7 protein-coding genes are annotated in these 13,969 nt (G+C 44.1%); 5 read left to right on the top strand and 2 right to left on the bottom strand.

The window, feature by feature from the left end; translation table 11 throughout:
• Positions 1–5 precede the first annotated feature (5 nt).
• Positions 6–3,080 carry a chondroitinase family polysaccharide lyase gene (locus CGC64_RS04150; protein WP_005676935.1) on the top strand — a complete coding sequence of 1,025 codons (3,075 nt, stop codon included), beginning with the start codon at positions 6–8 and terminating at the stop codon, positions 3,078–3,080.
• A 368-nt stretch (positions 3,081–3,448) separates the two neighbouring features.
• Here CGC64_RS04150 and CGC64_RS04155 read toward each other — a convergent pair whose 3' ends face one another.
• A complete protein-coding gene (locus CGC64_RS04155; protein WP_005676936.1) occupies positions 3,449–4,684 on the bottom strand; it encodes a DcaP family trimeric outer membrane transporter in 1,236 nt (411 codons plus the stop codon).
• Between the two features lie 54 nt (positions 4,685–4,738).
• Positions 4,739–5,683: a tRNA-dihydrouridine synthase family protein gene (locus CGC64_RS04160; protein ID WP_005676937.1), complete on the bottom strand. Its 945-nt coding sequence runs from the start codon at positions 5,681–5,683 to the stop codon at positions 4,739–4,741.
• A 149-nt stretch (positions 5,684–5,832) separates the two neighbouring features.
• On the opposite strand from CGC64_RS04160, the gene CGC64_RS04165 reads away from it, so the two are divergent.
• Genes CGC64_RS04165 through CGC64_RS04180 form a run of 4 tightly spaced genes read left to right on the top strand, consistent with a single transcriptional unit; the run spans position 5,833 to position 13,958 of the window.
• Positions 5,833–9,012, top strand: coding sequence for a SusC/RagA family TonB-linked outer membrane protein (locus tag CGC64_RS04165; RefSeq protein WP_005676938.1), 3,180 nt, complete (start codon positions 5,833–5,835; stop codon positions 9,010–9,012).
• A 34-nt stretch (positions 9,013–9,046) separates the two neighbouring features.
• Positions 9,047–10,846, top strand: a complete 1,800-nt coding sequence (locus CGC64_RS04170; protein WP_005676939.1) for a RagB/SusD family nutrient uptake outer membrane protein — start codon at positions 9,047–9,049, stop codon at positions 10,844–10,846.
• A gap of 42 nt (positions 10,847–10,888) precedes the next feature.
• On the top strand, positions 10,889–12,013 hold the full coding sequence (locus tag CGC64_RS04175) for a DUF5017 domain-containing protein (protein WP_005676940.1): 1,125 nt from the start codon (positions 10,889–10,891) through the stop codon (positions 12,011–12,013).
• 19 nt (positions 12,014–12,032) lie between these two features.
• Positions 12,033–13,958, top strand: a complete 1,926-nt coding sequence (locus CGC64_RS04180) for a PL29 family lyase N-terminal domain-containing protein (RefSeq protein WP_005676941.1) — start codon at positions 12,033–12,035, stop codon at positions 13,956–13,958.
• The last annotated feature ends 11 nt before the right edge of the window (positions 13,959–13,969 follow it).

Consider the following 13,969-nt stretch of genomic DNA (forward strand, 5'->3'; position numbering starts at 1 on the left):
AATCCATGATGAAACAAGCTTTTACGAAATTAGGAGTATTCACTCTGCTATCTCTCTTATGTCCGGCATTTCTTTATGCGCAAGTTGTGACGGACGAGCGGATGTTCTCTTTTGAAGATCCGCAAGTACCGGAATGTATTTCCGCCACCCGGTCTCAATTATCTATCTCCGATACACATTATAAAGACGGAAAACATTCGATGGAATGGGCGTTTAATCCCGGTGCCGTATTGGAGCTTAAGAAAGATCTGAAGTTTGAAAAGAAAGACCCTACGGGCAAGGACTTGTATCTTTCGGCATTTATCGTGTGGATATACAATGAAGAACCGCAGAAAGCAACCATTGAATTTGAATTTTTGAAAGACGGAAAGAAATGCACCTCCTTCCCTTTCGGAATCAACTTTAAAGGTTGGCGTGCCGCATGGGTTTGTTATGAGCGTGATATGCAAGGCACACCGGAAGAAGGTATGAATGAACTCCGTATTGTCGCCCCAAATGCAAAAGGACGCCTTTTCATCGATCATTTGATTACTGCAACGAAGGTTGATGCACGTCAGCAGACAGCCGATTTGCAAGTACCTTTTGTTAATCCCGAAACAAAAAATCACTGGCTGGTTATTTATAAGCACTCTCTTCTGAAGCCGGATATCGAGTTGACTCCTGTCAGCGACAAGCAAAAAGAAGAAATGCAACTGTTGGAGAAACGTTTCCGCGACATGAATTATACAAAAGGCAAGCTCTCGGACAAGGAAGTGGAGACTATCCGCAAGAAATATGATTTCTACCAGATTACTTACAAGAACGGGCAGGTATCGGGCGTACCTATTTATATGGTACGTGCTGCCGAGGCCTATGAACGGATTATTCCAGATTGGAATAAAGATATGCTGACTAAACTCGGCATAGAAATGCGTGCTTACTTTGATTTGATGCGGCGGATTGCCGTAGCCTATAATAATAGTGCTGCAAAGTCGGAAATCCGGGAAGAAATGAAGCAGAAGTTTCTGGCGATGTATGACCATATAACCGACCAGGGAGTGGCTTATGGTAGCTGTTGGGGGAATATTCACCATTACGGATATAGTGTTCGCGGGTTATACCTGGCTTATTTCCTGATGAAAGACGTACTTCGGGAAGCCGGAAAGTTGCCGGAAGCCGAACAGACATTGCGTTGGTATGCGATAACCAACGAGGTGTATCCCAGACCTGAGGGCAACGGAATTGATATGGATTCCTTTAACACGCAAACTACCGGTCGCATTGCAAGTATCCTGATGATGGAAGATACCCCGGAGAAGCTGCAATACCTGAAATCCTTCTCCCGTTGGATTGATTACGGTTGCCGTCCGGCTCCCGGATTGTTTGGGTCGTTCAAGAGCGATGGCGGCGTTTTTCATCACCGCAATCACTACCCGGCTTATGCTGTCGGCGGTTTGGACGGAGCAACAAATATGATCTACCTCTTTAATCATACAGAGTTTGCCGTATCCGAGTTGGCGCACGAAACAGTGAAAAATGCATTACTTGCCATGCGTTTCTATTGTAATAAGTTGAACTTCCCGTTGTCGATGTCCGGCCGTCATCCCGATGGAAAGGGGAAATTAGTCCCGATGCATTATGCAGTGATGGCTATGGCGGGAACTCCGGACGGAAAATCGGAGTTTGACAAGGAAATGGCGTCCGCTTACCTGCGTCTTGTTTCAGACACTTCCGCTGATGGGCAGGAACCGGAATATATGCCGAAAGTATCGAATGCACAGGAGCGGAAGATGGCAAAACGGCTTGTGGAGAAAGGATTCCGTGCCGAACCTGACCCACAGGGAAATCTGTCATTGGGCTATGGCTGTGCATCCGTTCAGCGTCGTGGCAACTGGTCGGCGGTGGCCCGCGGTCACTCCCGCTATCTTTGGGCGGCGGAACATTATTTGGGACATAACCTTTATGGCCGTTATCTGGCGCATGGCAGTTTACAGATTCTGACGGCTGCTCCGGGGCAAATGGTGACTCCCGCAACAAGCGGCTGGCAACAGGAAGGCTTCGATTGGAACCGTATCCCGGGTGTAACTTCCATACATCTTCCGTTGGAACAGTTGAAAGCTAAAGTCATGAATGTAGATACATTCTCCGGCATGGAAGAAATGCTTTACTCCGATGAAGCATTTGCCGGCGGATTGTCACAAAAGAGAGAAAACGGCAATTTTGGAATGAAACTGCATGAGCATGATAAGTATAACGGTTCTCACCGGGCGCGAAAATCCTTTCATTTCATCGATGGAATGATTGTTTGCCTGGGCTCCGATATTGAAAATACCAATGCCGCTTACCCGACGGAAACAACGATTTTCCAGTTGGCAGTAACGGATAAGGCGGGACATGATTATTGGAACGACTACCGTGGCGAAGGTAAGATATGGATCGATCATTTGAATACCGGTTATTATGTACCCGTTTCCGCCAGATTTGAGAAGAACTTCCCGCAGTATTCCCGTTTGCAGGATACGGGCAAAGAAACGAAAGGGGACTGGGTCTCATTGGTAGTCGATCATGGCAAAGCCCCCAAGAACGCCAGCTATGAATACGCTGTGTTGCCGCAGACAACTGAGTCTGCCATGAAGGCCTTTGCCAAGAAACCGGGATATAAGGTTTTGAAGCAGGACCGTAATGCTCATATTGTGCAGTCGTTAACTGACAACTTATATTCTTATGTACTTTTTGAAACCCCACAAATGTTACTTCCCGGTGATTTGTTGCAGCGTGTGGATACTTCCTGTCTGGTGATGATTCGTAAAGAATCGTCCGACAAGTTGTTGCTTACCGTAGCTCAACCGGACTTGGCACTATATCGCGGACCGAGTGACGAAGCCTTTGATGAAGACGGAAAACGAGTGGAACGCAGCATTTATTCCCGTCCGTGGATTAATGACGAAAGTAAAGAGATTCCGGTGACGGTAACTGTGAAAGGATATTGGAAGATTAAGGAGACTCCTTTCTGTAAAGTGGTTTCAGCAGATAAAAAGCAGACTGTACTTTGCTTTACTTGTAAGGACGGAGCTAGTTTTGAAGTGGAGTTAAGGAGGTAAGAAGCGAATAAGCCGCTGCATATTTTATTCTTGTATTGACGGTTTTAGATGGTTCCACCTGCTTGAAACTACAGTTTCCCCATAGAGAAACTTTGGTTTCATCGGTAAGAAACCAATGGTTCCAAGCCTTTGAAACTTTAGTTTCAAGCTGATGAAACTATAGTTTCGCATGGGTAAACCAAAAGTTTCAAGGCGCGAAACTTTTAATCTTATTACTTCTGTTGTCTTTTAGTTCCGGTGACAGCAAAATTGCCTTCACAATGCTGTCACCTGTTGCCGTTACAGCCTTATCCGTTTATAACCAAAACGTTAAACTGCAATCGGTGACAGGTGGCAGCTATATGATTAAAATAAATTAGTGGGAGAGATTAGAACATAAACATGGCAACTGCAACAATGCGGTTGTTGCATACGGCATGAGTATCTTTGATTTTACCGCTGGATGTATTAAGAGAACCATACCATGCAGAGCTTAGCGTATATTCTAAACCGAATTTCCAATGAGGGACATTATAAGTAAGTTCTGCTCCGGCAGTGACAAGTTGGTCGAGATTTGTACCTGTACCATATAATTGTGCTTTTCCATCAGGGGCATATAATTCGTCACTTGTCCCCAAGTTTTTAGCATAACCGACAAAAACGCCCGGTTTCCATTTCTGTCCATAAACAACGTTCAGCCAAGAACTGGAAAAGCGTATCGGGGTATACTTTTGTTCTCCGGTACGTTCGTTGACAGACTTCACTCCGAATCCGCCCAGACCGGAAGCCTGTGTGAGATTGGAACCCAGAACACTTTTTGCTCCGACAAACCAGTCTTTATTGGTATATTTTACGTGAGCTTCATAGGAAAGAGTGGTGATACGCTCGTCTACTTGAAATTTCTTATTGTTTTCTCCGGTAGCTTCTGTCCGTGGCTTCAATGATAACATTTCGATTCCTACACCAGCCAATAAACCTCCGTTCTTATAATCGGCACCGATGTAGATTTCGGGAATACAGCTTTTCTTTATGTATTCTTGGCTCTTTCCGGCAGGACCTTGCGACAGATATTGCGACTGCCATACGGCAGCTCCCGTAAGTTGGAAGTTCTTTTCAGTGTAGCGATAGCGGATTTGCGGCGCACGGCTGAACGGTTGGAAAGGCGCTCCCACGGAAAGGTTCAGAATCTGAGGGGAGACATTTCCGAACAGTGGATGCCATGTCTGTCCCAGTAATAAGGCGGACTTGCCCCAATCCAGATTCAAATAAGCATGGCGGAGGCGGATTACCGAGTATGAGGTACCTGTACCGCGAAAATCAATTTCTACTTTGGCGGAAGTTTTGGCGGTTCCCAGTTTCGGACCGGCCACATCTACGCCCAAGCGTGAATACAAGGTATAAAAGTTGCTGTTCGGCGTTGAGTTCAAGTCGTTTCCGTCCTCATCGCGTACCTTATCTTTGGGGTACATATAAAATAATCCGTCTACGGTTTCTTCGTTAGCACGACTATTATAATAGAAGTCGGTACGGATCTGCCCATAGAATTTAAACTTGAAATCCTTGTTCTGTGCGAAGCTGCCTGCGGCCGTTAGCAGGCAAAGCGAGATTAAAATGTATTTTTTCATAATGTGCTTGTTTATAAACGGGCGCAAAATTACACAAAATAACTGGTAATCAGTTTATCGTTGGCTAAAAAAGGCTTGGATAGCCTGATTATATTTGCTGAGGCTTGTGCTTTTATGGATTGCTTTCATTAGTTTTCTGTCCGCATTCGGTGCGAGATATTCCCAAAACGTTTTCATCTTGTTCAGAAGCTGCCCGTCGCCTCCTTCCAGTTGTGCGGCGTACTGATTGTAGACGGAAGTATGCATGATATGCAGTTTCTCTTTCATCTCGTCGGGTGTCAGCGTACGGTTTTCCTTATACTCCAAAGCTAATGCCGGGTTTGCGAGCAGTCCGCGTCCGATCATCACTCCTGCCAATGCGGGGAATTGTTGCCGGATGCGGTGAACGTCATCCGGGCAATTAATGTCGCCATTATATATGAGCGGATGTTGGCAGACATTCAGGAAAGCGTCGAACCCATTGAGGTCTACACTTCCTTTATATTGCTGTTTTCCCAGACGGGGATGCATCGTGATGTGGCGTAGCGGCAGGTCATTTAATATAGGAGCGAGTTGCAGGCATTCGTCGGGATTCTCCCAGCCCAGTCTCATCTTTACGGAAAAACTGATTTGCGGATATTTCAGAGTCAGTCCCAATAATGTTTTCACTTCGTCCGGATAAGGCAGAATGCCGGAACCGTTGTGCCGTTTAGCCAGAAGCGGAAACGGGCAGCCCAGATTAATATCCGCCTCCTTATATCCTTTTTCTATAAAAAGGGATAAGATTGTCTCCGCCTTTTCTATGGACGTAGCTATGAGTTGAGGAACTAAATGAGGCACCTGATTACTTTCCGGAGCGATCTCACGGACATCTTTATTCCGGAAACCGTCTTTTTCCAGTCGTACGAACGGAGTATAATAACTGTCTATGCCACCGAAACAGGCAGCGTGTGCATTACGGTAAAAAGCCTCCGTATAGCCTTGCAATGGAGCGAAGTGAATGGATAGAATGTCTTGCATTACGTTATTTTTGTGCAAAGATACATCGAATATACTTTGGTATATGTATGTTTTTGTATCATAATTGAATAATTTTGGCCTGTAAATTAGGGTATCAGTACTTAATTTTGCGCATTGACAAATCTAATTAAAAATGTAAAACTAATAGTATGCAAACCGGATTCCGAACAAATTTTTCATGGAAGAGAGGCTTCAGTATGATGCTGTTAACCTTATTTTCTTTCTCTGTGGCAGTAGCCCAAGTACTTGTACGGGGTACAGTCGTTGATCAAACCGGGGAGTCGGTCCCAGGTGCCAGTATTCAGATCAAGGGCGGTACTCAGGGTACGATAACAGATATTGATGGTAAGTTCTCGTTGAATGCTCCTAATAAGAAGTCTATTCTTATAGTCTCTTTTATCGGTTATGTAACCCAGGAATTGCCGGTCGAGACGGCCAAGCCCATGTCTATCATCTTGAAGGAAGATACGAAGACATTGGACGAAGTCGTTATCGTAGGCTATCAGGAGGTGAAGAAGAAAGACCTGACCGGTGCAGTGGCGAAAGTAAATATGGAAGATTTGCTGAAAACGCCTGCTTCTTCATTCGACCAGACTTTGGGTGGACGTATTGCCGGAGTAAACGTAAGTTCGGGCGAGGGTATGCCGGGCGGAACGATGAATATTGTTATCCGTGGTAACAACTCTCTGACCCAGGATAATTCACCTTTATATGTTATTGACGGGTTTCCGGTAGAAGATCCTGCTATTGCGGCTACCATTAACCCTTCCGACGCTGAATCCGTTGAAGTGTTGAAAGATGCTTCGGCCACTGCCATTTATGGTGCCCGTGGTGCTAACGGTGTCGTTATTATCACGACCAAGAAAGGAAAGGTTGGAAAACCTCAACTCAAGTATGACGGAAGTTTCGGATTTCAGCAGGTCACCAATACAATTCCAATGCTGGATGCGTATGAGTTTGTGAAGTTGCAGAATGAACTGTTTCCGGCAGATACCCAAAAGAACTATCTGATTGAACATGAAGGCAAGCAGTGGACGGTGGAAGATTACCGGGGTGTTCCGCAGTATGACTGGCAGGACGAGATTTTCCGCACAGCTTGGCAGCAAAGCCATAACGTCAGCCTGATGGGCGGAACGGAAGGGGTACGTTACAATGCGTCGGCTTCTTATTTCGATCAGGATGGTATCGTGCTCAACTCCAACTACAAACGTTTCCAAACTCGTATGAATACCGTTGTCCGCCGTGGCAAACTGAATATGAGTGTAACTGCCAACTATGCACGTGCCATTCAGACCGGTAGCTCTACCTCTTTATATTCATCCAGCGGTATGAATAACTTATTTTATAGTGTATGGGGTTACCGCCCTGTTACCGAACCGGATGTTCCGTTGAGCACCTTAATGGACAATGCGCTGGATTCATCAGTAGAACCGACTAATGACTATCGTTTCAACCCGATTATGTCATTGAAGAACGAATATCGTAAGAACTATACGAATAACCTTCAGTTGAACGGTTTTGTAGAATATGAATTTATCAAGGGATTGAAGCTGAAGGTATCCGGCGGTTACACGTACGATGCCCGTAGCAATGATACGTTTAATAACTCAAAGACCCGTTATGGTAGCCCGATCTCAACGGATAAGGTGAATGCACAGGTAGTCCGCCAGCAACGTCTGACCTGGTTGAACGAAAATGTATTGACCTATCAGGTTAACATTAACAAGAAGCATTTCTTTAATTCGTTGCTTGGTATTACTTTGCAGAATTCCGACTATGAATACTATTCTTTCAAGACCACCAATATCCCCAATGAATCTTTGGGCATGGCCGGCATGAACGAAGGTATCCCAAGTACGACAAGCTCTGAAAAGTCCTCATGGTCTATGATGTCTTATCTCGGACGTGTGAACTATAATTATATGTCAAAGTACTATGCAACGGCTTCTTTCCGTGTCGACGGTTCTTCCAAGTTTGCCAAAAAGAATCGGTATGGGTTATTCCCTTCGGCTTCTCTGGCGTGGAACTTCAGCGAAGAAGACTTCATGAAGGAATATAAGTCCATTCTTTCCAATGGTAAGTTGCGTGCCAGTTGGGGGTTGACTGGTAACAACCGTGTAGGGGAATATGAAGCCTATGCTTTGTTGAAAATGGCGAAAGCGGCATCGAACAATCTTCCTTCGGGAGTTTATCCGTTCGAGAACAATCAGAACAGCATCGGTATGGTACCTATCTCGCTAGCGAATAAAGATTTGAAGTGGGAAACGACGGAACAGTGGAACGTCGGCCTTGACCTGGGCTTCTTTGACGAACGAATTGGCATTAATGTAGACTGGTACATGAAAACGACCCGCGATCTGCTTCTTGATGCAAGCTTGCCTTATTCTACCGGTTATTATAGCGCAATGAAGAATGTAGGTAAAGTGCGTAACTCCGGTTTGGAATTTACCCTGAATACAATAAATATAAATAGAAACGGTTTCCGTTGGAGCACAAATTTCAATATTGCCTTTAATAAGAATAAGGTATTGGAGTTGGCGGAGAATCAGACTTCCTTGTTGACCTCCGCTTATTTCGACCAGACGTACAATTCACAGCCTACTTACATTGCGAAGAAAGGCTATTCAATGGGTATGATGTACGGCTATATGTATGAAGGTACTTACAAATACGAAGATTTTTATAAGTCCGGTGATACGTATGTGTTGCGTCCGGGAGTTCCTTACTTCTCCAGCGAGAACAACACTCAGCCGGGTATGCCTAAATATAAAGACCTGAATGGCGACGGTATAATCGACACGAACGACCGCACGATGATCGGACGTGGCTTGCCTATCCATACAGGTGGTTTCACGAATGATTTTGAATATAAAGGATTTGATTTGAGTATCTTCTTCCAATGGTCTTACGGAAATGATGTGTTGAATGCGAACCGCTTGTTCTTTGAAAACGTCAACAATTCACGTAACCTGAACCAGTATGCGACTTATGCCGACCGTTGGACACCGGAAAACCCGACAAGCAATATACCGGTAGCCAAGAACTCAAGTTCCAACAAGGTTGTATCTTCACGTGTGATCGAAGATGGTTCTTTCCTGCGTCTGAAGACATTGACGCTGGGTTATACTTTGCCGAAGAAAGCGCTTAGGAAATGGGGAATCTCTACTGCCCGTGTTTACGTAGCAGGACAGAATCTCTGGACAATATCCGGCTATTCCGGCTATGATCCTGAAGTGTCTATCCGTAACAGTGCCCTGACACCGGGACTTGACTATTCCGCTTATCCGAGGGCTTATGCTGTCAACTTCGGAATTAATCTTGGGTTTTAGTATTTAGTTGAAATCATATAAAAATAGAGAAGATATGAAAAAGATAAAAATAGCATTCCTTTCTTTGTTGGCTACATGTACGCTAGCGTCATGTGACTTTTTGGAGAAGGAACCATATAAAATAGTACCGGAAAACTATTTCCAGAATGAGGCGGAAGCACAATCATTCCTGACCGGTATCTATTCGAACTTAGGACAGTCAACTTTCTACGGAGGTGATTACATGGTTCTTGCAGGCGGTGACGACCTGGAGTTTTATGGAGGGTCTACCGGACGTATTTCCAATACAGGATTGATTTGTAATAACACTACCACCAGTGATGCGGCGGTTACCAACCTCTGGCTCAATTTGTATAACGGCATCGAGCGTGCCAATATGTTTCTGGAACAGATAGACAATGTCCCCGGAATGAGTGATAAGAGCCGTTTGCAATACAAATCGGAAGCTCGTTTCTTACGTGCGTTTTATTACTTTACGTTGGTGCAGTGCTGGGGAGATGTGCCGTTCAAGACGGAGTCTACCTATTCGTCCGGGACGGTGACTAATAAGGATATAGCACGTACGGATAAGAACGTGATTTATAAGTTTATCGTGAAAGAAATGGAAGAGGCTGCCGATGAAGAAACCGGAGGGCTGCTCTCTGCCAGAGAGTTAAGCTATAAGCCGGGACGTATCTCCAAATCGACGGCATGGGGTATGTTGGCACGTGTCTATTTATTCTGGGCCGGTGAACATAAGCGCGACGGTAAACCGGCCGATGCGGAAAACAAGTCGTATTTCGAGCGTGCCAGCTATTTCGGCCAGAAAGTGCGGACACAGGGGCATACGCTTGCCGCTAATTACTGGGACCCGTTTATTGATATGTGTTCCGACAAATACAATACGACTGCCAATGAAAGTATCTGGGAAGTTGAGTTTGCCGGAGACGGAACGGGAGACGTGCGTTCGGAAGGCCGTATCGGAAATACGATCGGGCTTCAGTGTTCGGACTTTTCTTCTTTATCTAATGTTGTAGGCAAGGCTGACCCGGGATATTCTTATGGCTTTATTTGGGCAACTCCGAAACTTTATGATTTGTATGTGGCGAATGGTGATAATGAACGTTTCACCTGGAACATTGCCCCTTTTACATATCGTAGAATTGCGGACCGTACTGACTTGGGAATTGTAGGAAGAACTTTTGAAAACAAGGCGTTGTATGATCTGGTGAAAGGTGCCGGCTGGTACGGAGACAGATCGTATAATTATGAGGGAGCCAATGAGGGTGAAGAATATAACAGTAAGGTGGAGCAGATTGGAGATGTTTACAAAAAAGCGGTTGCTGCCGGTAAGGAAAGGAAAGATTTGTGTTGTGCCAAGTTCCGCCGGGAATATGAGCCTGCTGCAAAGAAGGACAAGAACCGTACTTCTATCAATTTCCCTATACTTCGTTACTCGGATGTGTTGCTGATGATTGCGGAAGCGGAGAATGAATATAACGGTGCCCCGACACCCTTGGCCGAAGAATGCCTGAAAGAGGTACGTGACCGTGCCGGAATCTCAGATCTTACAGGTCAGATTACTTCAGGTGAGGACTTTCTTACTATTATAAAGGATGAGCGTGCAATGGAGCTTTGTTTTGAATATCTCCGTCGTTTCGACCTGATTCGTTGGGGAGACTTTGTAGATAAGATGAACGAGCAGGCAGTGCTGGCACAGAGTGGAAACAACTGGACTCAGGGAGGGCAGGCTGCACCTTTCTTCCGGGTATCTTCCGCTTATCAGTACTTCCCGATTCCGGATGCCGAGAAAGCTGTCAACAAACTGATTACGGGCAATAACCCCGGTTGGTAATCCGCTTTAATCCAATTAATAATTTTTGAAGAGAATACAACGATGAAAACATATAAATTCTTAATACTAACTCTGGGAACTCTCTTGTTTGCTTCATGCGAAAAAGAGTTGGACCGGGATCTGACTGATGTCAGTGTAACTGTGGCTACCAATGAGAATGTACGGTACGAAGGCAACATCCTGACTGTAAAGAAGGGGACTCCTGTCGAGTTTCTCTTTCACGGTGATCCTGATTACATTTCTTTCTTCAGTGGCGAAATCGGTCATCAGTATATTTATCGTGACCGGAAGGAGATTTCGGTAGAAGATATTGTGTCATGCGACTTTAAGTTTTCGATTTGGGCTCAATACGGGGTAGCCAATTCATGCAAAGACCAGTTTGATGTGTTGTATCTGGCGGAAGAAGAAGATCCTGATAATCCGGGAAATACGATCTTTTTCCCGGGAATGAGCAAGAATAATTTCGAGGCTGATTCTGTACTTGTGGAGAAGAATACTCCCTGGAAGGAACTTATCACACGTGCGCAACTGCCGCAAGCACCTGTGACCAGTGCAGCCGGAGCTTTGAGTTTCAGTAAATCGGTCAAAGAATATATTGGCAAGAAACTGACGCTGGCTTTAGTGCTGAACAGAGATCAGAAAGAAGCAATAAGTGCCAATAATCCGGAAGATCCGGAGGCTACTATTGTTCAGTCTACATTCAATATTCTGAATATGTGTGTGGAAACCAAATGGAAGAACGGACGTGTCACTACTGCTTATGCAAGTTCTTTCGGCTTTACTCCATTGAACATGAAGAATAAGACGAAGTATGAAGAACAGGCTCCGGAAAATATGCCTAAAGATCTTGAATATGGTTCTGTTTCAACGGGAGTGACTGGCATGTGGAACTTGAGTAGTATAAAAAGCGGCGGATTTACTATTAACGGTACGGCTGCCAATAATCCTTGGAAGTATAATTGGCTTGTTTCCGATTATCTGAATCTGGCGGAATGTCCCGAACCGGATTCGGGAGTGAAGGTAAAAGACATTTCTCTGGATCTGGAGTCTTACTCTTATACTTATAATCAGGTGGGTACATATACTGCTACGTTTCTGATGAATAACGCAAATTATTCACATGTGGCGTCCAAGACTTGTGAATTGATAATCAATGTAACAGAATAACTTTAAATACTAATAGATTATGAAGTACATAAAATCGTATATACTTTTCGTTATCATGGGCTTTGCGGTTGCGGGGTGTACTATAGACGACCTGAAAGACGATGTAAACGACCTGAAAGATAGGGTGACGCTTATCGAGCAGCAGGTGAAACTGTTGAATGATAATCTGGCTGTGATCGGCTACATCCTTGATCCTCAGAATAAGACAGTCAGTAAAGTGGAGACTGTTAAAGAGAATGGGGTTGCTGCGAAATATGTCATAACTTTAAGTGATAATACCCAACTGACATTGACTATCGGTAAGGAAGGAACAGTCAACGAACCGGAGATTACGATAGGAGATGATGGGAAATGGTATATCAACGGTATTTCTACCGGCGTAGTAGCCGTAGGAGAGAACGGTAAGAATGGGGAGGGATATCCCGAATTTCGTGTACAGAATGGAAATTGGCAGATACGTTTCGGTGACGGTGAGTGGGCGAATGTTCCCGGTGGAGAGGGGATTGCCGGTGGCAGTTCTTTAGGCGACCAGATCTTTGAATCTGCCAAAGTAGACGGTAGCAACTTTGTTGTGACTCTTAAAGATGGGACTGTGCATACACTTCCTATCGTGGCAACTTTGGTTTGTGCTATTGATAGAACAGGTCTTGCATTTGATGATGAGGACTTCCTGATTATCAATAAAGGAGAAAGAGTGGTGATTCCTGCTAAGATTGAAGGTGAGAATCCGCAGGTTACTTATCCGCAAGGTTGGAGAGCTACTTTGAACAAACTGGATGTTGCCGATGAAAAAGGAAATAATTATCAGTTGTTGATCTTTGCTCCGGCTGCTGAGAATAAAACGTTAACGAGAGCCGCGGCGGATAATACTGCCGATGTAACTGTTCAGGTACAGGAAGGCTTGTTTTGGGCAGTTGACAAGATAAAAGTGAAGAATCCGAAAGGACTTGCTTCTAATCTGGATATGTATAATGAAGGACAGGCTGTTATTGTAGGCGGGCTGGAGATTACAAAAGAAAAGTATGGTGAAGCAACGGAAGTTACTGCTGATATGCCGATTGAACAGGGTGGTGTTTATTTTGTGTCTACAAATAATGTGAGACTAACTTATAATTTAGGTACTACGGGAGTGGATAATTTAATTATTGTACCAACAACCAAGGATGTTACTACGATAAATCTGGTAGTCTCTAAACAGATATATTTGAAAGGAATGTTTGCTTGTCAGAATGTAACTTTGTTAAATCAAGTTCCGAATGCAACTTCATTTCATTATCCATTACGTATAATAGCAGAACAGAATATAAATATAGTTTTGGACGGATGTAAAGTGAATGGTTTAGTCCCGACTAAAGGATTTGCAATGAAAAGTTCTGAAGTATCAGCAGTTTCTGTGGATAATTTTATTATTCATAATTCAGATATAAATCTTGCTCAATCGGGTGCAGCTTTATATTTGTTGACCCAGATGAGTTGCAAGAATATTAGTTTAGATAATAACCTTATTTATGCTTCTTCTTTAGATGGGAATGTGACTGAATTTAAGATATTTAATGGCAATGGCTTAACAGTGGAAACTCTGAATTTAACATCTAATACATTGATTGATATTGAGTCATCAGGTGCGAGTCTTTATGGGCTTGTCAGGGCAGCTAAAGTGTTGAAAGCTACTGTAAAGGATAACTTGTATTGGTTATCAGATGCCGCTAAGGCAGCATATTTCTTTACTGGTGCTAGTTCCTTGGTAGAGTCATTGGATAGTAGTGATAATTTTGGATATTCTGTAAGCGATAAACCTCTTCGTATGTTCCAAAATACAGCAATTGATCCTGATGTAAAATTAGTAGAAGGATTATTCAATACCACTGATCCGGCTACTTTTAACAAATCTACAGGGACATTCATTCCCAAAGAAGGTTACACTCAATATGGTGCACAACGCTAAAACTAAGAATT

The sequence above is a fragment of the Bacteroides caccae genome, assembly GCF_002222615.2.
GTDB lineage: Bacteria > Bacteroidota > Bacteroidia > Bacteroidales > Bacteroidaceae > Bacteroides > Bacteroides caccae.